The sequence below is a fragment of the Actinomyces radicidentis genome, from assembly GCF_001553565.1.
Lineage (GTDB): Bacteria > Actinomycetota > Actinomycetes > Actinomycetales > Actinomycetaceae > Actinomyces > Actinomyces radicidentis.
This window is the reverse complement of the sequence record NZ_CP014228.1, coordinates 2,867,271-2,890,461: the sequence shown is the minus strand read 5'-3', so window position 1 is coordinate 2,890,461 and position 23,191 is coordinate 2,867,271. Positions and strand designations below refer to the sequence as shown.

General features: G+C 67.2%; 18 protein-coding genes and 7 pseudogenes. 12 read left to right on the top strand and 13 right to left on the bottom strand.

Translation table 11 applies throughout. The features are described from left to right. Window positions 1-8: 8 nt before the first annotated feature. Together AXF14_RS12245 and AXF14_RS14635 are read left to right on the top strand one after the other, a co-directional pair. Window positions 9-572 carry a hypothetical protein gene (locus AXF14_RS12245; RefSeq protein WP_211260097.1) on the top strand — a complete coding sequence of 188 codons (564 nt, stop codon included), beginning with the start codon at window positions 9-11 and terminating at the stop codon, window positions 570-572. Beyond that, a pseudogene (locus AXF14_RS14635) lies at window positions 532-1,961 on the top strand (IS256 family transposase). Before AXF14_RS12245 ends, AXF14_RS14635 begins: the two are co-directional and overlap by 41 nt. 287 nt (window positions 1,962-2,248) lie before the next feature. Here AXF14_RS14635 and AXF14_RS12235 read toward each other — a convergent pair. The 3 genes from AXF14_RS12235 to AXF14_RS12225 are packed head-to-tail and all read right to left on the bottom strand — an operon-like array spanning window position 2,249 to window position 5,549. Next, complete coding sequence (locus tag AXF14_RS12235; RefSeq protein ID WP_067943606.1) at window positions 2,249-3,403, bottom strand: MFS transporter; 1,155 nt, start codon at window positions 3,401-3,403, stop codon at window positions 2,249-2,251. Between the two features lie 41 nt (window positions 3,404-3,444). Continuing rightward, complete coding sequence (locus AXF14_RS12230) at window positions 3,445-3,984, bottom strand: hypothetical protein (RefSeq protein ID WP_067943605.1); 540 nt, start codon at window positions 3,982-3,984, stop codon at window positions 3,445-3,447. Next, entirely contained in the window at window positions 3,981-5,549 is a 1,569-nt protein-coding gene (locus tag AXF14_RS12225; RefSeq protein WP_067943604.1) for a glycosyltransferase family protein, read from the bottom strand. Before AXF14_RS12225 ends, AXF14_RS12230 begins: the two co-directional genes overlap by 4 nt. A 109-nt stretch (window positions 5,550-5,658) precedes the next feature. Here AXF14_RS12225 and AXF14_RS12220 point away from each other — a divergent pair, with 109 nt between their 5' ends. Then, window positions 5,659-6,000, top strand: coding sequence for an ArsR/SmtB family transcription factor (locus AXF14_RS12220; RefSeq protein ID WP_236755660.1), 342 nt, complete (start codon window positions 5,659-5,661; stop codon window positions 5,998-6,000). Window positions 6,001-6,203: 203 nt separating this feature from the next. Here the strand turns inward: AXF14_RS12220 and AXF14_RS12215 are convergent, their stop codons facing one another. Next, the gene (locus AXF14_RS12215) at window positions 6,204-6,485 is read right to left on the bottom strand and encodes a hypothetical protein (protein ID WP_067943602.1); all 282 of its coding nucleotides are present in this window, start codon (window positions 6,483-6,485) and stop codon (window positions 6,204-6,206) included. 120 nt (window positions 6,486-6,605) lie between these two features. On the opposite strand from AXF14_RS12215, the pseudogene AXF14_RS14940 reads away from it, so the two are divergent. Beyond that, window positions 6,606-6,944 (top strand): annotated as a pseudogene (locus AXF14_RS14940) (VOC family protein); the annotation flags it as partial. Window positions 6,945-7,005: 61 nt separating this feature from the next. Here AXF14_RS14940 and AXF14_RS12210 read toward each other — a convergent pair. Then, window positions 7,006-8,250, bottom strand: a pseudogene (locus AXF14_RS12210) (IS3 family transposase). Between the two features lie 148 nt (window positions 8,251-8,398). Between AXF14_RS12210 and AXF14_RS12200 the strand changes: the two are divergent. Next, a complete protein-coding gene (locus AXF14_RS12200; RefSeq protein ID WP_169798272.1) occupies window positions 8,399-9,010 on the top strand; it encodes a CPBP family intramembrane glutamic endopeptidase in 612 nt (203 codons plus the stop codon). Between the two features lie 48 nt (window positions 9,011-9,058). Here AXF14_RS12200 and AXF14_RS14690 read toward each other — a convergent pair whose 3' ends face one another. From AXF14_RS14690 to AXF14_RS12180, 4 genes are all read right to left on the bottom strand, one after another. Further along, entirely contained in the window at window positions 9,059-9,427 is a 369-nt protein-coding gene (locus AXF14_RS14690) for a DUF3253 domain-containing protein (RefSeq protein ID WP_257721797.1), read from the bottom strand. A 160-nt stretch (window positions 9,428-9,587) separates the two neighbouring features. Further along, window positions 9,588-10,064 (bottom strand): pyridoxamine 5'-phosphate oxidase family protein, encoded by a 477-nt coding sequence (locus AXF14_RS12190; protein ID WP_067943592.1) that lies wholly within the window; start codon window positions 10,062-10,064, stop codon window positions 9,588-9,590. Window positions 10,065-10,232: 168 nt separating this feature from the next. Continuing rightward, entirely contained in the window at window positions 10,233-11,633 is a 1,401-nt protein-coding gene (locus AXF14_RS12185; protein ID WP_067943590.1) for a cryptochrome/photolyase family protein, read from the bottom strand. Then, a complete protein-coding gene (locus tag AXF14_RS12180) occupies window positions 11,630-12,895 on the bottom strand; it encodes an NAD(P)/FAD-dependent oxidoreductase (RefSeq protein ID WP_067943588.1) in 1,266 nt (421 codons plus the stop codon). The genes AXF14_RS12185 and AXF14_RS12180 overlap by 4 nt, the downstream gene beginning before the upstream one ends. 355 nt (window positions 12,896-13,250) lie before the next feature. On the opposite strand from AXF14_RS12180, the gene AXF14_RS12175 reads away from it, so the two are divergent. Next, on the top strand, window positions 13,251-13,628 hold the full coding sequence (locus AXF14_RS12175; protein WP_084355563.1) for a DoxX family protein: 378 nt from the start codon (window positions 13,251-13,253) through the stop codon (window positions 13,626-13,628). Between the two features lie 355 nt (window positions 13,629-13,983). Here AXF14_RS12175 and AXF14_RS14935 read toward each other — a convergent pair whose 3' ends face one another. Together AXF14_RS14935 and AXF14_RS12165 are read right to left on the bottom strand one after the other, a co-directional pair. Then, window positions 13,984-14,337, bottom strand: a complete 354-nt coding sequence (locus AXF14_RS14935; protein ID WP_211260095.1) for an integrase core domain-containing protein — start codon at window positions 14,335-14,337, stop codon at window positions 13,984-13,986. Next, window positions 14,334-15,095, bottom strand: a pseudogene (locus AXF14_RS12165) (IS30 family transposase); the annotation flags it as partial. The gene AXF14_RS14935 and the pseudogene AXF14_RS12165, both read right to left, overlap by 4 nt. A 114-nt stretch (window positions 15,096-15,209) precedes the next feature. On the opposite strand from AXF14_RS12165, the pseudogene AXF14_RS12160 reads away from it, so the two are divergent. Together AXF14_RS12160 and AXF14_RS12155 are read left to right on the top strand one after the other, a co-directional pair. Then, window positions 15,210-16,398 (top strand): annotated as a pseudogene (locus tag AXF14_RS12160) (ISL3 family transposase); the annotation flags it as partial. A gap of 300 nt (window positions 16,399-16,698) precedes the next feature. Beyond that, window positions 16,699-17,772 carry an IS110 family RNA-guided transposase gene (locus AXF14_RS12155; RefSeq protein WP_067938828.1) on the top strand — a complete coding sequence of 358 codons (1,074 nt, stop codon included), beginning with the start codon at window positions 16,699-16,701 and terminating at the stop codon, window positions 17,770-17,772. Between the two features lie 145 nt (window positions 17,773-17,917). Here AXF14_RS12155 and AXF14_RS12150 read toward each other — a convergent pair. After that, window positions 17,918-18,511, bottom strand: a pseudogene (locus AXF14_RS12150) (transposase); the annotation flags it as partial. 110 nt (window positions 18,512-18,621) lie between these two features. Here AXF14_RS12150 and AXF14_RS14035 point away from each other — a divergent pair. Further along, window positions 18,622-18,939: pseudogene (locus AXF14_RS14035) on the top strand (integrase core domain-containing protein); the annotation flags it as partial. A gap of 15 nt (window positions 18,940-18,954) precedes the next feature. On the opposite strand, the gene AXF14_RS12140 reads toward AXF14_RS14035, so the two are convergent. Further along, window positions 18,955-19,701 (bottom strand): hypothetical protein, encoded by a 747-nt coding sequence (locus AXF14_RS12140; protein ID WP_067943576.1) that lies wholly within the window; start codon window positions 19,699-19,701, stop codon window positions 18,955-18,957. 199 nt (window positions 19,702-19,900) lie between these two features. Here AXF14_RS12140 and AXF14_RS12135 point away from each other — a divergent pair, with 199 nt between their 5' ends. From AXF14_RS12135 to ppgK, 3 genes are all read left to right on the top strand, one after another. Next, on the top strand, window positions 19,901-21,163 hold the full coding sequence (locus tag AXF14_RS12135) for an IS256 family transposase (protein ID WP_067943575.1): 1,263 nt from the start codon (window positions 19,901-19,903) through the stop codon (window positions 21,161-21,163). A gap of 58 nt (window positions 21,164-21,221) precedes the next feature. Beyond that, window positions 21,222-21,647 (top strand): hypothetical protein, encoded by a 426-nt coding sequence (locus AXF14_RS13790; RefSeq protein WP_150118489.1) that lies wholly within the window; start codon window positions 21,222-21,224, stop codon window positions 21,645-21,647. A gap of 758 nt (window positions 21,648-22,405) precedes the next feature. Beyond that, on the top strand, window positions 22,406-23,155 hold the full coding sequence (gene ppgK / locus AXF14_RS12125) for a polyphosphate--glucose phosphotransferase (RefSeq protein WP_067943573.1): 750 nt from the start codon (window positions 22,406-22,408) through the stop codon (window positions 23,153-23,155). Window positions 23,156-23,191: the final 36 nt, after the last annotated feature.

The following is a 23,191-nucleotide window of genomic DNA, read 5'->3' as shown; positions in this document are numbered from 1 at the left end:
ATCGAAACTTGCCCCGCCTGATGGCGGGGCAGTTTTGTTTCTGCGGTGACGTGGGCCGGGGCATCGATGCTGGTGTGGGCGAGGACGCTGGCGGTGGTCTGCTCGGGTGTGTAGGTGGCGTTCTCTTCGTCGTCGATGGTGATGCGGGTGAACAGGGCGCGGTTGAGGATGCGTCGTTCGGCTGGGTCGCACTTGTTATAGAGGTCGTCGAGGTCGACGAGGAGTTCGGTGAGCTGGTCCAAGCCTGTTCGGGCCTCGGCGTAGGTGTCGGTGAGGTTGTCGAGCCGGGTGGTGATCTGGTCGAGGCTGGCGCGGATGCGGTCTTGTTCGCTCTTGAGGAGGTCGAGGGGGATCGCGTCGGCGTAGTGGGCTTGGACGAGCTTGAGGCGTTCGGCTTCGAGCTTGTCGCGCTGGGCGGTCAGGAGCTTGCGTTCGTCCTCGCTGGATCCTTCGAGCTGGTCGAACACGTCGTTGAGAGGACCCGTTCAATGGTTTGTGTAAGCCCTGCTGGAAGGACTGACACTGATGACCATGACGGATCAGAAGGCGCCCTCGGGTGGTGCGGGTCGTGAGGCGGTCGAGGCGCTGGTGGCCTGCGGTGGCCTGGACGGCCTGTTCGAGCAGATCAACTCAGGGCAGGTCGCTCTGACGGGCTCGGACGGGCTGCTGCCCGCACTGCTGAAGGAGACCCTGGAGCGGGGCCTGCAGGCCGAGCTGACCGACCACCTGGGCTACGAGGAGGGCCAGAGGGCCCCGGCGGCGCGCGGCAACGCCCGCAACGGATCCAGCGTCAAGACGATGGACTCCGAGGTGGGCCCCTTCGAGACCTGTGGTCCCTCGGGACCGTGCCGGCACCTTCACGCCCCGTCTGGTGCGCAAAGGGGGCAGCCGGGGCACGGGGCGGCCTGGACAGGCGTGAGTCACCATGCCTGGTACGCCGGCGGGGATTGATGCGTGCGCGAGCACCGGCCACCACCTGGAGTCCACCCTCGGGGCGGGGGCTGTCGGCCGGGACGATCAGCAACATCACCGACGCGGTCGCTGACGCCGTCCTGGAGTGGCAGAGGCGGCCGTTGGAGGAGTTCTACCCGGTGATCTACCTCGACGCGATCCGCGTCAAGATCCGTGACCAGGGGCGCGTGTCCAACAGGGCGGCCCACATCGCCGTCGGGGTCGACATGGAGGGCGTTAAGCACGTGCCTTAAGGATCTGGGTGCAGGCCGAGGGGGCGCCTCCTTGAAGGGCGGGGCGTGTGCGCCCGGGCTCGGGGCCGCGGCATCCAGGACGTGCTGATCGTAGAGGGGGCACCTCCCGCACGGAGCGCAGCGCGCGGGGGCATGCGACGGGCTGACGGGCCTTGCCGAAGCGGTCGAGGCGACGTGGCCCGACTCGATGGTGCAGACCTGCGTGGTGCACCTGATCCGCTCCTGGACGGGGGTTCGTGTCCTACGGGGACCGCAAGGAAGGTCGCCGCCGCCCTCAAGCCCGTCTACACCGCCTCCAGCGCCGATGCCGCCGCGGCGGCCCTGGCCCAGTTCGCGGCCTCACCGCTGGGGACCCGCTACCCCGACACGGTCGGGGTGTGGGAGCGGGCGTGGGAGCGGCTCACGCCGTTCCTGGCCCTCCCTCCGGCCCTGCGGCGCGTCATCTCCTCTCCCACGCCCGTGGGAGGTGCCCCCTCGACCAACTCGATCGAGCTCGCACGAGCTACCAGCTGCGCAAGGTCACCAAGAACCGCGGACACTTCCCCTGTGACGCCGCAGCCGTGAAGCTGTTGTGGCCGGCAGGTCTGCAACATCGAGGACCGTCGCGCCGCTGAGAGGGCCAAGGAGACCGGCACGCCCGCGGACAAGAGGAAGGCCAAGGGCCGCCTCGTGCAAGGACAGGTCACCAACGGCTGGAAGCAGGCCCTCGCCCAGCTCACCGCCGCCTACCCCGACCGCATCAACCCCTACCTCTGACAACCCCACTTACACAAAAACCTTGACAGGCTCCACGATAGGACAGCATGCGGGCTCAGTTCTGTTACAGGGACGGAGTCTTGGCAGAAACCGATCCTGCACCACCCGACCCGCATGCACCCACCCGAGTCGACCATCACCCCTTGCCACAGCATCAACGCCGATGATCCACGGTCAGTTCTGGTGAGAAAACCTCAATGATCCCTTTCATATGCTCTCACTTCCTTCGAAGAATCGCTCACGTCGCAGTCCGCTGCTCGTCGCAGGTGCGGGTGCGTTGTCCATGGTCACGAGATGGTTTCGGTGCTCTTCTTGAAGGCGCCGCCGAACGCGTACACGCCGAGCGAAACGATGTAGGCAGCGACGGTGAAGACCGCGACGCCGCTGTATCCGGTGAACTGCGTCAGCAGGTATCCGCCGACGGCGCCGCCAATGGTGGTGCCCGCGTACATCGCCGCGTTCGACAGAGAGGACACGGTGCCTCGTGCGAGGTCGGTGTGGCTTTGGAGTTCGCTCATGAGCACTGGGAAGAGGAACCCACCGACGAGCATGCCCAGGGCGAGGACGACCACGGCGATCCACATGGTGTGGACGAAGGCGGTGACGAGGTAGATCGCGCCGAGGGCGAGGATTCCCAGCAGCAGAGACCGTTGCTGCCCGAGCCGAGCGACCAGGCGGGAGCCGGTCAGTGACCCGATGGCGTTTCCGAGACCGATGACGATCATGGCGGCACCGATCATCGTCTGAGTGGCACCGAAGTCCTGGGAGAACCAGGAACCGATGAAGGACAGCGCAGCGAAGTTGCCGGTCTGGAAGAGCAGGTACGCCACGAGGGACAGCATCAGCGGCCGGGAGCGGCCCACATGCGCGTACGGGGCGAAAAGCCGGCCCCCCGCAGCGTTGGCGGGTCGCACGTTCGGGAATCGGGCGTAGAGGAGGATCCACAGCAGTACGCTGGCGGCGGCAATCGCGAAGAAGGGGATGCGCCATCCGAGTGATGAGAGGAATGAGCCGATCGGGATGCCTACGACCTGGGCGATGGCGAGTCCAGCTGTCGCGTAGCCCATCGTCTTCACGATCGAGGGAGGGGCGACCGTCACTGGGATCGATGCCCAAATCTGCGGGGTGACGAAAGCGGCGGCGATGCCCGCGAATAGGCGGGTGGCGAACAGCGACCAGAAGTCCCAGGTGCCACCGCAGGCGGCGGTGAAGACGGTGAATCCGATGAGCCCGGCCAGGAGGACTTTTCGGCGGTCGAGCCTGTCGGAGATGGGGCCTGCGATGAGGGCGAACAGTGCGTATCCGAGTGCGTAGGCCGAGACGAGCCAGCCCGACTGCGACACGCTCACGCCGAACTCACGTTGCAGCAGCGGGAGTAGCGGGGCTGTGAGGAACGTGTCCGTGCCGATGACGAAGAGGGTGGCGAAGGAGATCAGCCGCATCGTTGGTTCGGATGCGGTCCTCAAAGCAGTATTGCCCGGTGTCATAGGTTGTTCCTTCCTGACTCGCTGAGTCGAGTCATCGATGCAGAATTAAGCAGGGCGTTCTCATGGGTGTCGGCGATGGGTGCGACAAGGGGCGAGAACAGTTCCTTGATGTAGATCCGTCCGGGGCTCGCCGTGGTCTCGATGACGTATTCCTTGAACGCCTGATGAGACTCCTCGTCGATACCGACCGCGAGGATCTCCCGGTGCTGCAGCGTGTGCGCGCCGCGCAGTTGCAGGCCGAGCGGGAGCGGGCTGCCCGGGCTCCACTCCGTGGTGTCCGGCGGGTACAGCACGATGTTGTTCGAGAGGGCGTGGTCTCCCAGGAACAGCTGGGAACGGCGAAGCCTCACCGGCGCATCTGCGCCAAGATGGGCCCTCTCGACGGCGAACTCTCCGGCACAGAGTGCCCGATCCTCAATGACATCGAGCCGCACCTCTGACCCGACGATCGCTTGCAGGCACCGGGTCGTTGACCCATCGCTTGTGAGTAGCACCCGCGTGACGGCAGGCAGTCTGATCAGATCGACCGTGGTCATGGTGCGACCTGCGCGATCAGCTTGGCAGCTGCTTCGCTTGCACGATCACCAGAGGGCGCGAGCGCGGTCAAGGCCTTGGCGCACCGGTCGGCCAGTCTGCCAGCGACGGCGTCTTCCAGCAGATCGTGAAGCGCCTCAGCTGTCGGTTCGATGGAGGTCGGGAAGCCCAGGGCATCGAGTCGGCGCAGGGCTTCGACCTCGTGATACTCGCCGCGCCCGCCGAGGACGAAGATGGTCGGAACACCGAGCGCGGCGATCTCTGTGACGGTGATCCATCCGGGCTGCGCGATCAACGCCGAGGCGCAGGTGAGCAGCGGCATCCAGTCGGGGACGTAATCGAGGGTATGCACGCCGTCGTCATCGATGCCCGTGGTCCCGCGACCGATCAGGACTATCTCCGCGTCGGGATGATCCTCGCGAAGGCGCGCGAACGCGGCCCGGTAGGTCTGGACGGCGTTCTGCTTGTTCTCCATGAACATCGTGGTGCCGCCGACTGATGCCACGACGAGCGGCCCAGAACCGAGGCCGAGGTCGCGGCGAACCTGAGCATGGTCGACGTTTTCGGGAGTCGGTCGGGTCATCGGCCCGACGAACGTGATGTTCGGCTCCGACAGATGGGGATAGGGGGCCGTACCGGCGTCCAGCAGGGCTCCGGCCTCCTCGCTATCGAGTCCCCGAAGCGCCACCAGCAGCAGGGCCTGGTCAGAGGCGAGCACGGCCGGGAACGGTGAGAAGTCACCGCGGGCGAAGGCGGCTTCCGGCGACATCGAGACACGGCCGTCGGGTCCGAGGCGGCTCCATACTCCCGGGTGCCAGGCCTGGGGGAGGACCGCATCGCGCAGCAGCGTGACGATGCTGTCAGCACGACGTTGCCACTCGCTACCGCCGTCGTTGCCATTCGCGAGAGCCCGGCAGGCCATGAGCGCCCACGACAGGTAGTGCGTCGTCGAGCCCAGGGCCCTCGACGTAGTTCCTGCGGCATCGACACGATCCCAGAACCGCGCGCCATCCCAGAAGAGCTCAAGGGTCTCGACCGGCGCAACCTCGCCGATGCGGACTGCCAGCAGTACACCCGCCGCAGCAGTCGCCAATCGGCGCTCGGTAGCCAGGACGTCACCGGTCTTGGTGAAGTTCTCGGACCATCCAACCGACTCCAACAAGCCCAGGGCCCGTCGGGCGCTCTTGTCGTCGGCATTCAGAGCCCGCACCCCGAGGCCCCACACCGCAAGATCGAAACCGTTCACGACCCCTCCGAGAGGATGGACGGCTCCAGTCACGTCAAGCAGCGACGGCGGCACGTCCTTCCCGTCCGCAGCGAAGCGGTCCAGCGCCTGCCGGGCCTGGGCAATTGGGTCCGCGTCGCCTGTCTCCAAGGCAACGAGCGCGAGGAGACCCACGTCGAGCAGCCGCTGGTCAGCGGTCACGGCCTCGCCGCCTGATGCAGACGTTGCCGCAGGCAGCCGGGTGCCGTCCGCTGTGAACCTGTGCAGGAACCACTCGTCAAGTGGGTGCATAACAATCCTCAGTTCGATGTTCGACGAAATAAGAATCGTCCGGATCGCCATGTCCTGTCAAGCCAGCTCAGTCACGGCAGGTCGTGGTGCTCGCGGTAGGATGGGGTGGCGATCAACGAAAGGGCAGGTAGTGGGCAGAGAGCGGTTGCATCACCCCGCCTTGAGTGACATCGAACTCGACCGAGTGCTCAGCGCACTGTCAGACCCGATCCGGCGAGACATCCTCCAGCGGATCGCCTCCGACGGACCGCAGTTCTGCGGCGACTTGGACCTCAAGTACGACGTCGCCAAGTCGACGATGTCCTACCACTTCAAGGTCCTCCGAGAGTCCGGCCTCATGCACACCGAAGCCATCGGGAAGCATCGCCGCATCACGCGCCGCGACAGTGCGATCGACAACCTCTTCCCGGGTCTGCTCCAGTCGGTTGGGCTCCCCCCCGGCGAGGGTCGATGGCAGGAACCTGCCGAGGCCCAGGAGTCGGGCGCCCGCGAAGCGAGCTGAGAGCCAGGGCGTTGGGTCCGCTCTCCGGGTCACATTGACGAGACGCGGGCGCCTGTGGATTGACGGCTCTGCACCGAGGCCGAGCCCCTCTCTCCCGCGGGTGTACTCGACTCCGGCATCACCGCTCATGATGCGTGGGTGCCCTTCCAAGCCAGTCAGCATGGAAGGGCACTCGCGCGGTCGAGATCGAGACGGTGCCCCGGTCAGACGGCGGCGCTCAGTTCTGACCGATCGTCCGACGGCAAGTGGCCGCGGCTGTCGTGTGACGAGCCTTCCCCGAGTTGTTCGAGGATGGTGTCCGAGAGGAGGTCCTCGGTGCCCTTGAGGGCGTCGGCGACTTCCTGGTCGGCGGGGAAGACCATCTCGGCGGCGACGTTGTCCTGGACAATCCGGGCGAGATTGTCCAAGGCCACGAAGACGTAGTCCTCCGGCAGCTCCGCACAGGGAAGGTCGATCAGATGCGTGGCGACGCGGTCAGGGCCCATCGATCAGGCAGCACGCGGTGAGCACCCTGCACCCCGATAGAACCGTTCGGCTGGTCAGGTGATGCGTGCTAACATGGAGAGATGCCAGCAATCGGACGCCTCACGTAACTCGTCTTTGAGTGCAAGGACCCCACAGCGGAAGCACTCTTCTGGCAGAAAGTCCTTGATCTTGCACCGGCCACCGGTGATGACCAGTGGTTGACGCTGGACTGGGAGCCTGTCGGACGCCTCTCGTTCCATCGCGTCTCCGATTACGAACCCCCGCAGTGGCCGGGCCACAGAGGCGAGCTGCAGGTTCACCTTGACCTGCTAGTCGATGACCTCTCGGAGGCATGTGCCGCCGTCGAAGCAGCAGGCGGCCACCCACTCACTGACGTCTTGGACCCAGGCCCGAAAGCCTGGCGCATCTACGCTGACCCCGCAGGCCATCCCCTTTGCCTCGTCACAGTGCCCGAATGACCCCTTCCTAGTCGTCGTCAGACGGGCCTTCGCCCCGGATCGTGGACACGGTGTTGGTTGATTATGCTGCGGTTGGCAGCGTAGCGGCCCGGTGGGCCTGGTAGGTGGACGGGGACTGGTGGCCGCACCAGCAGTGGCGTCGGCGGGTGTTGTAGCGGGTGGCCCACCGCAACACAGCCCGCCGGCAGCTGGTGGCGTCGGTGAACGTGGCGGCGCCAGCGAGGAGTTCGCGTTTCAGGGTGGCGTTGAATGACTCGGCCAGGGCGTTGTCGGCGCTGGTGGCGACGGCACCCATGGATTGGGTGACGCCGAGTTGGCCGCAGAGTTTGGCGTAGTCAGCCGAGGTGTAGACCGACCCGTGATCGCTGTGGAACACCGCCCCGGCCAGGCTGCCCCGGTCACGGCGGGCAGCCTTGAGTGCGTCTTCGACGAGTTCGGTGCGCATGTGGTCGGCGATCGCCCAGCCGGCGAGTTTGCGGGAGAAACAGTCGATCACGGTGGCCAGGTACAGATTGCGGCCCTCAGGCAGCGGCAGGTAGGTGATGTCGCCGACGTAGATGGTGTTGGGCCGCTGTGCGGTGAAGTCCCGCCTGAGCAGGACGGGGTACTTCTGGTCGGCTGGCTCGGGCAGCGTGGTCCGGACCCGGCGGCGAAGGCCGGATCCCGGCCAGCCCGTGGTGGCGCATCACCCGGGCGACCCGCTTGTGGTTGACCCGGTCCTGGGCCGGCACGCCGTCGTTGAGTTCAGCGGTCACCCTGGGTGCCCCGTAGGCGGGGTCACCACCGGTCTTCGGGTCCTGGACGGTCCGGATCCGTTCGGCGAGCTCGGCATCGGCCACGACCCGTTCGGCCCGGGCCGGTGCGGCGGCGCACCAGGCGTAGACCGATGACCGACAGACCTCCACAGCCTGACACAACCGCTTCACCTCCAAGGCGTGCTGGTGGTCGGCGACGAACTGGAAGCGGTTCACCAGTTCGTCTCCCCAGCGAAATACTTGGCCGCTTTCCGCAGGATGTCCCGCTCGGTCTCGACCTTGACCTTGTCGGCCCGTAGCCGGGCGTTCTGCGCCTCCAACCGGGCGATCCTCACCGCCGCGGACTCGGTACCGGCCGACTTCGCGCCGCTGGAGGAGTGTTGTGGTGGCGCAGCCGTCGAACCTGTCCCGAACGCCCTCACCCAGTGCGCCAACGTTCCCCGGGACACCCCCAGATCGGCGGCGATGCCCTTCAACGTGGCATCGGCAGTGGACTCGTACAAGTCGACGGCCCGCCGACCGAACTCATCGGAGTAGTTCTTCGTGGCCATAGTCCTGATCATCTCGCTTCCTCCAGTAACTGCTGGATTCCACGTGTCCAAGACCCGGGGTCAGGGCCCGCTGGACCCTGCCGTGGAGTCGTCACCAACCGGAGCTGATAGTCCGCTCAGGCGACGCCTGGTCTGCCTCATCACCCTGGTGGCAGGGGCACTGCTGTTGCGTGCCTCGCTGTCCGTGGCACCGGGTGACCGCCTCTTCTACCCGGCCACCGCGGCCCTCGCCCTGCTGTGGCTGGCGGGCGCGCGGTTGTCGGGACAAGTCGTGCCCGGCCACGCTCGCTCCAGCCATGGCGAGGGGGCGAGCCACGGAGTGCTGCAGTCGCTGGTCTGGGGCGGTCTGTTGCTCGTGCTCTTCCTGGTCGGGGCGTTGGTGGTCTCGCAGGTGCCGCCGTTGGCGGAGCCCGTGCAGGACCTTCTGAACCACGCGCCGCGGGGATCGCTGCCCATCGTCGCCCTGCTCACCGCGCTCAACGGGGTGGGGGAGGAGTACTTTTTCCGGGGCGCCCTGTTCCAGGCGCTACCCCGACACCGCCAGGTGCTGTTGAGCACGGTGCTCTACAGCGTCGTGACGGCCTTCTCCGGCATCCCGCTCCTGGTGCTGGCGGCCGCCATGCTGGGGGCCGTGGTGGGGATGCAGCGCCGGGCCACCGGGGGCTTCCTCGCGCCGACGATCACCCACTTGGTGTGGTCACTGGGAATGCTCTTCATGCTGCCAGATGCCCTTTCGCTCGGGGCGGCGCTGTTCGGCTGACGAAGCCGACAACCCCTCAGGCGGGGTCCCGGACGTGCCCGCGCGAACTCAACGGCCAAGGGAGGGCCCTGCTGCCAGTCTGATCGGTCCGCGCACGGTGGCCAGGTCCACGTCGACACCCTTTTGCTGCACCCTGGCCTCCCCGCGGTCGGCGAGTTCGCTCGCCACCTCCCGCGCGATGTCCATCAGTCCGCGCCAGTCCTGGCCGCCCACGACGCGGGCCGCGTCACTGGGACAGATGGTGCTGCCTTCGCGATGCCGCAGCAGGGTGCGCATAGTGGAGGCCAGGCGGGCCCGACGCCCCTTGGGAGCGGGCTCCCACCACGGGTCCCCCCGCTCTCCGAGGGCCACCTTCGCGTCGTGGACGCAGGGCCGTGCGGCGTCACCGCGGGTGCGTACTTCCCGGCGGGCTCGCATCAGTTCCGCGACGAGTTCTGCGCGCAACGCGTCCGGAATGGACGGGTCACTTGTCCTCCATCTGCGCCCGTTGACGATGATGTAGTGACCGTCGGGGGTGGTAGGCGGCCGGGGAGGCGTCGCGTCGGGCAGATCATCGTGGCACACGGTCATCAAGTCGTCACAGATCGACGGTGCCGTGCCCGCCAGAGTGCGCCTTCTCGTCGGTGACGGCGGCCTTCAGCATCGAGAAGACCGCCACGGGTGCTGCGTCAGACTCCCAGTAGCTGGCGCTGTCCGGCAACACGGCGAGCACCACGTTCTCCGGGTCCTCAGGACCACCCTCGGTGTGGGCGGTGGTGGCCACGTTCCACAGCTGCTTCTTCAGCTCCACGTCGTCGCGAAGTTCACCGGTGCCGGTGATCGAAACAAAGGTGCCAGAGTCCACGAAGGTCAGGTTGACACTCTGACCGTCGGCCTGCTGGGCAACATCGGTGCTGCGCTGGGTGATGAACAGGAGCGTGAGGTCGTCCTCGATCAGCAATGGGGTCATCGGGCGGCTGACCACACGTCCATTCTCGGAGGTGGCCATCATGGCGAAACGGATGTCCTTGATCAGTTCATGAATCTTCTGCTGGTCTGCGCTGTGCTGCGTCATGTCGGTCTCCTGGTCCTCGTCGGTGCCGACCGTCGCGGCACCTCGTCGTCACAATCCAACAGGTCACCGCCCATGCCGGACAGTGAATCTGCCGTCGGCGGAAGTGGCGGCCACCGAATGGTCACCTTGCGGCCCGGCGTCACCCGTCATGACGGCCCCGTCGGCCCCTCACCGCCCCTGACGGACCGCCTCGTAGGCCTCCAGGGCCTCCTGCCGGGACTGCTTCAGATCGACGACGGGTGCCAGCGACCCGGGCCTTGCATCGCGGAGCCACCGGGTGGCGTAGGCGCCATCCGGATCGAAGCGGAGCCGTTGGAGCTCGGGGTTGAAGACCCGGAAATAGGGCGCCGCGTCGGCGCCACAGCCGGCCACCCACTGCCAGGAGACCGGATTGCTGGCCTCGTCGGCGTCCACCAGGGTGTCCCAGAACCACTGCTCCCCCAGCCACCATGGCTGCAGCAGGTTCTTGGTGAGCAATGAGGCGGTGACCATGCGCACCCGGTTGTGCATCCAACCCGTCTGCCACAGCTGCATCATGCCTGCATCCACCAGGCCGTATCCCGTGCGTCCCTGCTGCCAGGCCCGCAGGAGCTCCTCGTCCGGTTCGTAGGGAAAGGCCTCGAACTGGGGCCGCATCGGGCGGGTCGAGAGGTCGTCGAGGTGAAAGGTCAGGTGCCAGCAGAACTCACGCCAGTAGAGCTGCCGCAGCCAGGCCTGACGGTCGGCCGCCGGGACGTCAACCCGGTTGGTTGCCTCGAGCAGTTGCCTCGGCGAGACCTCCCCGGTACGCAGGTGGGGCGACAGGCGGCTGGTGGAGTTGTAGTCCGCGGGCAAGTCATGTGAGGTGTGGTAGCCCGGTAGCCATTGCTCGATCGCGTCGAGGCGGGCCAGCGCCTCGTCCTCTCCGGGGGACCAGTGCTGTGTGACCGTGTCCCGCCACCACTGCGGGTGGTCGTCGAGCAGCTCCAGGTCGTCGACCTGGCGGGTGACGGCCTCACCCAGGTCGTCGGGCAGCGCTATCGCGCTGTCTGCGTCCTGCGGCGGGGTGTCCGGGGCGGGCAGGCAGGCGCCCACGTCGAGCTCCGAGGCCCGGCGGTGGAAGGGGGTGAAGACCGTGTAGTGCCCACCGGTGGTGGTGGAGAGCGTCCAAGGTTCCACCAGCAGGCTGCCGGGGTGGCTGTGCGCCGCCAGACCAGCCGCCAGCAACCCCGCCTTCACCTCGGCGTCCAGCGCGCGGGCCGGCTGGGCGTACCGGCGAGTCCACCTGACGGTGCCTGCTCCCAAGCGTTGCGCGAGGTCGGGCAGGATCTGGCGCGCGTCACCCTGGGCGAAGAGCAAGGGGATGCCCAGTTCGGCCAAGGACTGCGAGAGCGACACAAGACTCTGGTGGTACCACCAGCGGCTCGCTGCTCCCAGCGGGCGCGGTCCTCGCGCCTCGCCCTCGGGCTCGGGCGGGCTGCATTCGCGGATCCACAGGGCCACCACGACCCCGTCGTCCTGCAGTGCAGCATTGAGTGCCGGGTGGTCGTGGACCCTGAGGTCGTCGCGCAGCCACAGCAGGGTCGTCACCGCGCGGTCCTCCCCTCAGGCATCTGGGTGCGAAGGCGACGGATGACCTCGCTGGCGGCCGCTTGCCCGGAGGCGACCGCCCCGTCGATGGAGGCATTTCCGAATTGGTCACCGCACAGCACCGCCTCGTCTCGATACCCGATGCGGCCGTGGGCGAACTGTCCCGGGACGACGGCGGGCAACGTTTGGGGAATCCGGTGCGCTGCAAGGGTGCGCCACCCATCGGTGTCCGCGCCATAGATGTGCCCCAGGTGTGCGAGCACCTGCTGCTCGTCAACACCGCGATCGGCCGCCTGGCCACCGGCCCGATCACCATCGGTCACGTCACCCTCGGCAAGGGTCAGTGCCGTGACGAGGTGCTGGCCGGCAGGTGCGTGGTCCGGTGCGGCGTGGCTCACCACCGCGGTGGTGATCACCGGACCGGAGGACTCGCCGTCGACGTGAATGGCGCCGCTGTGACTGGGGGCCCGGTCCGTGGCGAACCACCACGTGGTGGTCGGGTGCGTCACTGGAGGCTGCTCGCCGACCAGACAGGCCGCGCCGATCGGACCGGCCGCCAGGACCAGCGCCCGCCCGGTGAAATCACCGTGGGGGGTCGAGACCCCTGACGCCACGGTGTCCACCGCTGTCACGCGATGATCGAGGCGCACGTCGAGCCCGTCGGCCAAGACCTCGGGCAGGCGTCGCATACCGCCCTTGGGAAGGCCGGGGGTACCCCGCAGGAACATCGACGCCAGCCAAGCGGTAAAGCGCAGCGAGGTGGAGCCCTCTGCCTCGCACACCACCCCCGCGAGGAAGGGGTCCACGACGTGGCGGCGCAGCGGGCCCCGGAAACCGGCGGCGTCGAAGGCATCCCCCCGGCGACGATCGGCGCTGGTCAGTTGCAGGGCGAGGCGTGCCGCCGCCAGATCACGAGGAGAGACCAGCCCGCTGCGCAGGTCCTGGGCGACAGACCGGGGGTGGCGCGTCGGGTCGACCAGCTCGTCGATCTGCCCACCGCGCCGCACCCGGATGGCGCGGGGGAAGGGCTGGAGGTCCAGGCCCGCCAGCACCCCGGTGGCGCGCAGATGGGGATAAGCGGGGTTGAGCACCTGGAAGCCGCGCTCCAGTATGAAGCCGTCCACCTCGTCGCTGGTGGCCCGTCCGCCAACGCGGTCCGTGGCTTCCAGCACCACGGTCTTGAAGCCTGCATCCTTCAGGGCGGCGGCACAGGCCAGGCCAGCCAGGCCCGCTCCCACCACGATCACGTCATGATGGCTCATCGGGTGTCCTCCTCGTTCCGGGGTTCGTATGTCTCAGGCGCTACGGATGGTGACATCCCTCGATGGGGACCCGAGGCAAACCTAGCTTCATGCCCGAGTCCCAGACGTGGTGCGAAAAGACTGTCCGCCACCAGCGGATGAAGAGCATGACATGCGCGTGATGCGTGCGCTGAATGGGCTCTCGGGACAGCGTTCGGCGACTGGGGCCGGTTCAGGGAAAGTCCAGGCATGGAACCATGCGCTGCCTGGATCTCTGGCTCGTCCGAGCCATCTCCATCTCGTTGAAGTGCTCCCTATCGCCGTCCAGCCCCCCTGGCTCTTGCATTCCACTGGCCTATTGACGTAAAAGAAAACCATGACATCTCTCGATGAAGCACATCGCAATGCCTGGGGCTTGGCAGGTCTCTGTCTGGGCATGGGCGCGTTGCATTTTGCTAGGCCTGAGCCTTTCGATGCGCTGATCCCTCGCTGCTTGCCCGGGATTGCACGGCAGTGGACGTTCGGCTCGGGAATGGCGGAGCTGGCCATCGGAACCTTGCTGGCGGTGCCCGCCACCCGCCGGGCCGGCGGCCGGGCGGCCCAGGCCCTGTTCATCGGCGTCTTCCCCGGCAATCTCACGATGGCCTGGCGGTGGCGCAGGCGCCCGTGGCCGCAGCGGCTGGTCTCCTGGGCGCGGTTACCCCTGCAGGCCGACCTGGTGCAACGCGCCGGCCTGGTGGCCCGCCACGGCTGAGTCCGCCACGGCCTGGCCGGTCAGTACAGGATGCGATGCGCCCCAGCGCCACCCGGTAGCCCCGGGCCGCGAACGGCCCGAGGGCTAGTGCCAGCACGGCGGGAAGGCCTCGGGCGCCATAGCCCTGCCGCCAGGTCGGGCGGCTACCGGCCCCCGTCGGGCTTAGCTCGACGGTGATGGTCCCGAGCAGGAGCGGATCGGTCTCATCGATCCGAGCCCGGGCGGGTGAGGACCATTCGCGCAGCGTCATCCTGTCGTCCAGTGCCAGTGTGCCCAGCCGGGTGCGCGCCACGAAGCACGATCGCTACCGCAGCTGTGGGGAGCCTGTCAAGCCCCGGGTTTTGTGGAGGCTCGTTTATCTGGTTGTGGTGGTCTGGGGTAGGGGTCGGTCGACGACCTCAAGGGCTGTGGCCTCGGCTCCGGTTGCGGTGTGGTGGGTGTGCTCGTGCTCGACGGGGGTGAGCATCCCGATCGCGGAGTGAGGCCGCACAGTGTTGTACCAGTGGACCCACTCGGCGGTCGCCAGCTCGACGTCGTCGATGGACGTCCAGGGCCCCTTGTTCCGGATGAGCTCGGCCTTGTACAACGAGTTCAGGGCCTCAGCCAGGGCGTTGTCGTAGGAGTCGCCCTCGGGGCCCCACCGACGCCACGGCCTGGCAGTCGGCGAGCGACTGTCTGTAGCGGATGGATCGGTAGTGGGCGGATTCAAGCGGTGGTCGCAACACGTGTGTGTTGGAGGGAGTGTAGGTGATGGTTGAAGACCTCGTTGGGGTTCTTCCAGCCCAGGATCTTTCGGGGCCTGTCATTCAGGGTGTGGGCGACGGCCTGGAGGTCCTGGGCGCTCCATCGTGATAGGTCCGTGCCCTTGGGGAAGTACTGGCGCAGGAGTCCGTTGGTGTTCTCGTTGCTGGGACGCTGCCACGGGCTGTGGGGGTCGGCGAAGTAGATCTTGGTGCCGGTGGCGGCGGTGAGGGCGGCGTGGGCGGCCATCTGCCCTCCCCGGTCCCAGGTGATGGTCTTGCGCATTTCCAGTGGGAGGTGGCTGAGTGCCTCCTCCAGGGCCGTGGCGACCGCGTCGGCGCTGTAGCCGGAGGGGCGGGACCTCACCCGCCCGGGCTCCTGATGGAGGTCCTCGCGCTCGGTACGCGGCAGGTGGACGAGGATCGTCATGCGGCTGACGCGCTCGACCAGCGTCGCGACGGCGGACCGGCCCGTGCCGATGATCAGGTCTCCCTCCCAGTGCCCGACGACGCTGCGGTCCGAGGCCTCCTGGGGACGCTGAGCGATGAGAGTGTCGGCAGTGACGTGCCCCTGGGGCTTGCTGCGTCGTCGCTGGCGAGGCTTGCGAAGCGCCCGCCCCGTGCGCAGGCACGCGGTCATCTCGCGCTCCAGAGCACCGCGTCCCTGGATGAACAGCGCCTGGTAGATCGCCTCGTGACTGATCCGCATCGACTCATCAGAGGGAAAGTGGCTCTTCGCAGTTGAGGGGGTAGGTGGTTGAGCGCGTCGTTGCGGGGGTGAGGGTCGAGGTCTGCCGATGATGGAAGTTCTCACACTGACCATCTGCCGGAAGACCTCGACGTGCTCCACGCTACCTTTGCGACCCCTGATCTGACCGTGTTCTGCCGACTGGACGAGCTTGGTCTGGTCGCGGTGGGGCAGTGTCCCCAGTCGGACCGGGCGGTGATCGAGTGCCGGGTTGCGGAGCCGGATCCGTGGTGTCGGGGTTGTGGCAGCCAGGGGCTTTGTCGCGGGACTGATACGCGGTTGCTCGCGCACGAGCCGTTCGGACACCGCCCGACGACGCTGCTGGTCCGGATCCGCCGATACAAGTGTTCCGGCTGCGGGCGTTCCTGGCGCGAAGACCTCACCGCGGCGGCGCCCGCGCGAGCGAAGCTGTCTCGTCGCGGGATGCGGTGGGCGCTGGAGGGCATCGTGGTCGACCATCTCACGGTCTCGCGTGTAGCCGCGGGCTTGGGGGTGTCCTGGCACACGGCGAACACCGCGGTCCTCGCCCAGGGCAAGCGGGCACTGATCGATGACCCAGCCCGGTCCGTGCGGCGTCGCGGTGATCGGCGTCGACGAGCACGTCTGGCGCCACACCCGCCGCGGCGACAAGTACGTGACCGTGATCATCGACCTCACCCCGGTGCGGGACAAGACCGGACCGTCACGGTTGCTGGACATGGTCCAGGGGCGTTCCAAGAGCGTGTTCAAGACCTGGCTCGCCGCCCGTGCCCAGGCCTGGCGCGATGGTGTCGAGGTTGTCGCGATGGACGGGTTCACCGGGTTCAAGACCGCTGCCGTCGAGGAACTCCCCGACGCGGTCGCGGTGATGGACCCGTTCCACGTCGTGAGATTGGCTGGCGACGCGCTCGACGAGTGCCGCCGCCGCGTCCAGCGTGACGCATTCGGGCGCCGCGGAAGGAAGGAGGATCCGCTCTACAAGGCCCGCCGCACCCTGCACACCGGAGCCGGGCTGCTCACCGAGAAGCAGCAGACCCGCCTCGAGGAGCTGTTCGCCGACGAGCAGCATGTCGAGGTCGAGGCGACCTGGGGCATCTATCAGCGGATGGTCACCGCCTACCGGGAAGCTGACCGGGGACTCGGGAAGTTCGTCATGCAGCAACTCATCGACTCCCTCACAAGCGGTATCCCGGCCGGACTTGTCGAACTGCGCAAGCTCGGCCGGACACTGAAGCAACGGGCCATCGACGTGCTCGCGTTCTTCGACCGGCCCGGCACCAGCAACGGTCCCACGGAGGCGATCTGTGAGTCTGGAATCGGCCGGTCTGGGACTGGCTGGTCATGATGGATGTCGGCCGTGTCGACCGGGGTGTGACTCTCGAAGCAATTGGCCCGCTTGCGGTGTCTTTCCGTTGAATTGTCCGCCCGGGTCGGCGCGGCCGGCGCCGTCCGGCCCACCTCGGTGGCCTCATCAGGAGACTGCCCGACCCCTGCGGGGTCGTGGCCCATCACAGATTCGCCCCGACGTGACCTCTTCCCGGACCGGTGCCGGCCGCTCAGCGACCGTGACCCTGTCGGTTTGAAGAGAGGAGCGTCGATCGCCATGGCTATCGTCGCGCATGCCCGCCCGTTCGTCATCGGCGTGGATACCCACGCCCGCAACCACGCCATCTCGATCCTGGCCTGCCCCACCGGTGAGATCGTCGATGAGGCCCAGTTCCCCGCCACCGCAGCGGGTCTGTCACGAGCCGTGTCCTGGGGCGGACGACGCACCGGCGGCGACGCCGGCGTGCTCTGGGTGATCGAGGGCACCGGAACCTACGGGGCACGCCTGGCGCGCGCCGCATCGGATGCTGGATACGCGGTCGTCGAGGCCCCGCGCATGAACGCCCGCGCGAACCGCGGCATCGGCAAGTCCGACCCGTTGGACGCCCGCCGCATCGCCGCCGCAGCGCTCCCGCTCCAGGACACGCAGCTGCGCGAACCGCGCGCTGACGACGGTATCCGCGCCGCCGTCAAGGTGCTGCTGGCATCTCGTGATCACATGAGCACCGAGCGCACCGCGACGATCAACGCGCTCACCGCGCTGCTGCGAGTGGTCGACCTCGGAATCGACGCCCGCCGCCCGCTCACCGCGACGCAGATCGTCACGATCGCGGCATGGAGAACACGCGACGAAAACCTCGCCACCGCTACAGCCCGAGGCGAAGCCACCCGTCTCGCCAAGCGCGTCGCCGCACTCGACACTGAACTCAAGGACATCACCAAGCGGATCACCGATCTCGTCCGCCAGAGCCCTGCAGGCACGCTCCTTGACCAGCCCGGAATCGGGCCGGTCACCGCCGCCGTCGCGTTGACCGCCTGGTCGCATCTGGGTCGCATCAGATCCGAGGCCGCGTTCGCCAGCCTCGCCGGTGTCAGCCCGATCCCCGCGTCCTCGGGCAACACCGTCCGGCACCGCATCAACCGCGGCGGTGACCGACGCCTGAACCGCGCCCTCCACATGGCCATCGTCACCCGCATGCGCATGGACCCCCGCACCCGCGCCTACGTCGAGCGCCGCACCGCCGAAGGACGCAGCCTCCGCGAGATTCGTCGCTGCCTCAAGCGATACCTCGCCCGTGAGATCTACCGACACCTCAACACCGCAGCCCGGGCCCAGCTCAAGACGACTTGACAGACATAGGAGATTCAACGGGCGCCTCGAACACCTCCGCGGCTCCGCCCTGGGCTTCCGGAACCTGACGAACTACATCTCACGGAGTCTGCTCGAAGCCGGCGGCTTCAGACCCCACCTACCCCCTTGATTACGAAGAGCCGGGAAAGTCGACCTTGAGGCGGTTGCTGATCTGCTCCGGGCTCCACCCCCTGGACCACGGGCGGTCGGCCCTGCGCGGCTTGCCCCGCCCCTTCCAGCCCGGTACCTCCGGACCGCGCACGGCCTGCCCGTGCGCGTCGGTCACCCTGCCGGCCAGGGCGTCAACGACGTACTGGCCAAGACGCGGGTTGGAGGCCAGCTTCGTCTCCTTGGGGCGCCTGGCGGCCTGCTCGGCCTTCCACTGGGCCACGCTGGCCCTGTACACCACCGCCCCGCCGCGGGTAGCGGCGTTCCGACGCAGCTCACGACTCACCGTCGCCGCGCTGCGGCCGATCGCACGAGCGATGCTGCGCACGCCCTCGCCCTTGGCGTGAAGGACGGCGATCTCCTCTCGCTCGTCAAGGCTCAGGTATCGGCCGGCGGGCTCGGCCAACGACATCGGTGCCATCCCGCCACCTTGGCGGAACCATCGGGCCCCCACGGCCGCCGACACGCCGACGGCCTGCGCAGCCTGCTCACTGGAGAACCCCTCAGCCACCAGGCGCCAGAAGTCGCGGCACGCGACCCTGGACACCGGCGGTCGCCCCGGAGAACGCATCACCTCACCAACCGCACGATCCGCCCGCCACTGCCGACGCCGACCCTGATCCTCAACCACCGACAACCCCTCCGATCCTCGCAGTGTTGCGACCACCCCTTGAATCCGCCCAGTACGTCGCCGTCCGCTACACCCAGCGCCTCTCGGAAGCCGGCGCGGTCGCGTCCGTTGGTTCGACCGGCGACTCCTACGACAACGCCCTGGCTGAGGGCTTCAACTCGCTGTTCAAGGCCGAACTGATCCGCAACCACGGCCCTTGGAAGAACATCGACGACCACGAGATCGCGACCGCGGAGTACATCGACTGGTTCAACCATCGTCGCCTCCACGGCGAGATCGGCATGATCCCGCCCGTCGAACTCGAGGACACCTACTATCACCACCAGACCGTGCCGGCGACCGCCGACGCGGCACTTGCGAGCCTCTAACAAACCCGGGGCGATTCAGATAGCTCCGGTTGGCTGCTGCGAACGGGCGAGTTCTTGCGCGACCCGTCGCTTGGTATCTGAGTACGCATCAGACTCTGTTGTAAAGAGCCAGGACGCGGCACCCATGACTGGCCCGATGACGGCGAATGCCAAGGCGAATCCCGTCATGATCACGACTGCGCCTGCGCTCGCCACCATGTGGGCGAGCCAGGCACCAGCCACATCGAGAAGGCTGTGCATCTGGAGTCTGCGCGCAGCAACATATGCCAGCCCGAGAATCAAAGCGGTCGCAACGGTAACAATCACAGCAACCTGCACTTGTGAACGCAGCCACTCCGCCGCCCACGCTATGGACGCGAATTGAGCTGCGAACATGAGCAACACCCACGTCGTGACGGCTGCGCGCGAGCCCAAGAGGCCTCGGGCCTGAAGGTCAATAGGCCAGTCGTCACGCTTGGCGTTGAAGAATGGTTTGATCAGCATCGTCAGGACAGCCAACGCTGCCAGCGACACGAGTGTGCGGCTTGCCTCAACATGAGGCTCGGCAAGTAACGGTGGGAGGCCGGACTCGAACCACCCTCCGACCCCCGAAGCCCCAATGGCGTACATGGCGGACGCGAGAACCTCACTGGGGCGTTGCTCGCGAACGTATGCGGCGATTGTCAGCACCCCAGCGAGGCATCCAACTAGTTGGTAAATCAGATCACTGTTGGTCTTCCAGTCCTTGATGAGCCCGGGCAGGGCTTTGACGGCTTCGATCACGTCTTCTCCTCTCTGCGCTGCCTTCAGTCTGACGGCCACCACTGACATTTCCTGCGTGCCGCCGAGCGCATCTCCCTCGTAGGGTGAGTCCCTTAGCGTGGTGGCAATTCCCGTGGTGACGCGGGTCGGTGCGTTGAGGTGCTGGGTGGGTCATCGTGGGGACCTGATTCCGCCAAGAACCTTTCGAAGGGACCCCACGATGACCCGGGACAAGTCTGCCCTGTCCACGCTGCTGCGCGAGCTGCTCGCTGATCCGGGCCTGGCCCACGAGGAGGTGTTCCGTCGCCCGCTGCAGGCGGGACTGCAGGACCTCGTGGACGCCGAGGCCATCGCCCGCATCGGCGCCGAGCGCTACGAGCGCACCGACGAGCGCACCACGCGCCGCAACGGCACCCGCCCCAAGGTCCTGGCGACCCCGGCCGGCGAGCTCGACCTGGTGATCCCCAAGCTGCGCCAGGGCTCCTTCTTCCCCTCCCTGCTCCACCCACGCCGCCGGGTCGACAAGGCCCTGTACTCGGTGATCGCCACCGCCTGGATCCAGGGGGCCTCCACCCGCAAGGTCGACGACCTGGTGCGTGCCCTGGGCAACGAGACCGGCATCTCCACGTCCCAGGTCTCGCGGATCTGCGCCGACATCGACGAGGTCGTCTCCACCTTCCTGACCCGCCCGCTGGACCACACCTGGTTCCCCTACCTCTACCTGGACGCCACCTACCTCGACGTGCGCCAGCACGGTCACGTCGTCTCCCAGGCCACCGTCGTCGCCGTCGGGGTCTCAGCCGCCGGACGCCGCGAGATCCTGGGCATGACGGTCGGGGACAGCGAGTCCACCGACTTCTGGACGGAGTTCCTGCGCGACCTGCGCCAACGCGGCCTGAACCCGTCCTCGGCCTCACGCCCCCAGGGCGTGGCGCTGGTCATCTCCGACGCCCACACCGGGCTCAAGGCCGCGGTCAAGGCCGTCCTGCCCGGAGCGGCCTGGCAGCGCTGCCGCGTCCACTTCGCCCGCGACGTCACCCAGCGCCTGGGCTCAGCGCGCTCCAAGCCCGTCAACGCCCTGATCTCCACGATCTACGCCCAGACCACCCCCGAGGCCGTGCGCGAGAGCTACCACCAGGTCACTGCCTCGATGCAGACCACCTCCCCTGAGGTCGCCACCATGCTGCGCGACGCAGAGCCCGACCTGACGGCCTTCGCCGCCTTCCCGACCGACCACTGGAAGAAGATCTGGTCCAACAACCCCATCGAGAGGGTCAACACCGAGATCAAACGGCGAGCCGACGTCGTCCAGGTCTTCCCTGACCGGGACTCAGTGACCCGCCTGGTCGGCGCCGTCCTGCTCGAGCAGCACGAGCAGTGGCAGTACGGCGAACGCCGCTACCTCTCCGAGGTCTCCATGCGACGCCTGACCCGCCTCCTACGCCACGACACCGACGACACCACCGCCATCACCGCGGCCTAAGACACACCACAACAAGGGACTTGACCGCGGATCTCGGATGAAGAATGATGAGTGAATCATGTCGATTCAAGAACGACTCGAAGACGCAGATCTGCTCTGGCGACACAACCGGCGAGAAGGGGCGCTGCTCAGCGTTCTCATCGCAGTCGCGGCCACTGCCCGCAGGACTTATCCTGAGATCAAAAAAGATCGAGAGAATTTCGAAGCGTTCATGAAGGCCGCGCTGAACTTGACGATCAGCGTCGAGTACCGGGGGCAGCAAGTCAATCTGGACCACCTCTTCTACAAGTGGCTTCGATGTGAACTTGTCCACTCCGCGAAGTTGCCGGACGACCTCCGCATAGACGATGAGTTCAGCGACCCGAACTCCCGCTCTGTTCGTGCTGGCGGCCCGCCCGAATACACCGTCCTACTGAGCCCAGGGTGGTACTTCTTCCTCACACGAGCTGTCCGCGAGGCTCCCGCAAACGCTGACATCTTTTGAGCGCGAACGAGGCGCCATGGTTCGATTCGACACTCGCGAGCCGCAGGATATCGCCTCACCGTTGCCAGACTCTGCAAAACGAGCCTTGTTGGACGGGTGAGTGATGGTCGTCCGAGATCTCTGTCTGGCAACGCTGCACTCCCCTTTGGCGGTCCTTTGGCGACGCGTTGACGCTGCATGAGTGTTTGCTGGGCGTGTGTTCGTCGGAGCCGGCAGGTTCGAACCTCGATCTGCAAGAGGCGTGGCAGCTCGCTGGGGGATTGATCAACTGGGCTACTGAGCCGTCACAGCAGGTCCTTGGCATGCGTTCGCACGGTCATTCGGTGGATGTCGAACCGGCGGCAAATCGAGATCACGCTGTCGCCGTTCTGCCGGGCGGTTCGTATTGCGTCCACTTCTGTCTCGGTGAGTTGTGTTCGCAACCGTCTCATTGGGTTCAACACCACCCCAGGCCCGGGTTCCACCGTCCGTGGCGCCTCTCCTTCGATGCCCGGCTTCGGCTGCTCCCACGCGAAACTCAACCGTTCGAGCCGCTTCCACGTGTTCGGGCTGAGTCCAGCGGCGTCCACCCTCAGCAGGACCCCGCCATCGGCGGGGTCCTTCGTCGTACGGCCCGCGATCGTCAGCGCCGTGGCCCGGGCTTCCCCAGTGCGTTACCGACGGCGTCCAGGCGCCGGGAACGGCCTCGAGGAGCAGCCGGGGGCGCTGCCGGTGGTGGTAGCCTTTCCGCAGCCACCACACGACCCTGGAGGACACGCATGGCACACGTCGGCTGCGGCATCGACATCGGTGGATCGGGCGTCAAGGGCGCCCTCGTCGACCTCGACACCGGCGAGTTCATCGGCGAGCGCGTCCGTATCGAGACGCCCCAGCCCTCCACGCCCGACGCCGTCGCCGAGGTCTGCAAGCAGATCGTCGAGGCACTCGGGGTCGGCCCGGACGTGCCCGTCGGCATCGACTTCCCGGCTCCCATCATCCACGGCGTCGTCCCCTTCATCGCCAACCTCGACCAGTCCTGGGAGGGCGTCAACGTCGAGACCATCATGGCGGAGCACCTCGGACGAGCCGTCACCGTCCTCAACGACGCCGACGCCGCCGGGCTCGCCGAGGTCGCCTACGGCGCCGCGAAGGGCCACCCGGGCACCGTCATCGTCACCACCCTGGGCACCGGGATCGGCTCCGCGATCATCGTCGACGGGACCCTCGTCCCCAACACCGAGCTTGGGCACCTCGAGATCGACGGCCGTGACGCCGAGTCCCACGCGTCCTCCGGCCAGCGCGAGCTTCAGGACCTCTCCTTCAAGAAGTGGGCCAAGCGCCTTCAGCGCTACTACTCGCACGTCGAGATGCTCTTCAGCCCCGACCTGTTCGTCGTGGGTGGCGGCGTGTCCAAGAAGAGCGAGAAGTTCCTCCCGCTCCTCGACGTCAAGACGGAGATCATTCCGGCACGGCTCCTCAACACCGCCGGGATCGTCGGCGCTGCGTACGAGGCCTCCCGGCGCGCCTGACGCCGCAGCCGGCCCACAGGGTCTCTCCCTGCCGGC

Bases quoted from the DNA above. Each gene is read 5' to 3' on its own strand.
- AXF14_RS12235 (WP_067943606.1), bottom strand. From the start codon at position 3,403: ATGCGGCTGATCTCCTTCGCCACCCTCTTCGTCATCGGCACGGACACG.
- AXF14_RS12230 (WP_067943605.1), bottom strand. From the start codon at position 3,984: ATGACCACGGTCGATCTGATCAGACTGCCTGCCGTCACGCGGGTGCTA.
- AXF14_RS12225 (WP_067943604.1), bottom strand. From the start codon at position 5,549: ATGGCGATCCGGACGATTCTTATTTCGTCGAACATCGAACTGAGGATT.
- AXF14_RS12215 (WP_067943602.1), bottom strand. From the start codon at position 6,485: ATGGGCCCTGACCGCGTCGCCACGCATCTGATCGACCTTCCCTGTGCG.
- AXF14_RS14690 (WP_257721797.1), bottom strand. From the start codon at position 9,427: ATGCGAGCCCGCCGGGAAGTACGCACCCGCGGTGACGCCGCACGGCCC.
- AXF14_RS12190 (WP_067943592.1), bottom strand. From the start codon at position 10,064: ATGACGCAGCACAGCGCAGACCAGCAGAAGATTCATGAACTGATCAAG.
- AXF14_RS12180 (WP_067943588.1), bottom strand. From the start codon at position 12,895: ATGAGCCATCATGACGTGATCGTGGTGGGAGCGGGCCTGGCTGGCCTG.
- AXF14_RS12175 (WP_084355563.1), top strand. From the start codon at position 13,251: ATGACATCTCTCGATGAAGCACATCGCAATGCCTGGGGCTTGGCAGGT.
- AXF14_RS12155 (WP_067938828.1), top strand. From the start codon at position 16,699: ATGGCTATCGTCGCGCATGCCCGCCCGTTCGTCATCGGCGTGGATACC.
- AXF14_RS12135 (WP_067943575.1), top strand. From the start codon at position 19,901: ATGACCCGGGACAAGTCTGCCCTGTCCACGCTGCTGCGCGAGCTGCTC.
- AXF14_RS13790 (WP_150118489.1), top strand. From the start codon at position 21,222: ATGTCGATTCAAGAACGACTCGAAGACGCAGATCTGCTCTGGCGACAC.
- ppgK (WP_067943573.1), top strand. From the start codon at position 22,406: ATGGCACACGTCGGCTGCGGCATCGACATCGGTGGATCGGGCGTCAAG.